The sequence below is a fragment of the Burkholderia sp. SIMBA_062 genome (assembly GCF_046534765.1).
GTDB classification, from domain to species: domain Bacteria; phylum Pseudomonadota; class Gammaproteobacteria; order Burkholderiales; family Burkholderiaceae; genus Burkholderia; species Burkholderia ambifaria.
On record NZ_JAWRYD010000205.1, the window covers coordinates 1 to 281 of the forward strand.

The following is a 281-nucleotide window of genomic DNA, read 5'->3' on the forward strand; positions in this document are numbered from 1 at the left end:
CAATGAAATGGCCTTGCGGCAGCGTGATTGCGGACGGATCGAAATCCAGCGACGGAGTAGTCATGCTCTGCCTGTTCGAAAACCGGTTAGCCCGGCGATGGCGCGCTCGCGAGTCGTCACGTGCGCGGCTTCGCCGCTTCAGCAAGTGGTGGTTCGATGCCCTGGCGGCAAAATGAACAACCACGCGTTGAAATTCATTATAGTGAACAGAAGAGGCTTGGCTAGTGATCAAAAATAATTCTGCGAAAAGCATGCTCATGCGCTTTGCTTACGCGAGAAAC

At 53.7% G+C, this 281-nt stretch carries 1 protein-coding gene; it reads right to left on the reverse strand.

Annotation, left to right across the window (positions count from 1 at the left end):
• Positions 1 to 259, reverse strand: a 259-nt coding sequence (locus SB786_RS36050) for a hypothetical protein (protein ID WP_410731552.1), incomplete at its 3' end; no start/stop codon positions are given.
• Between the last annotated feature and the right edge of the window lie 22 nt (positions 260 to 281).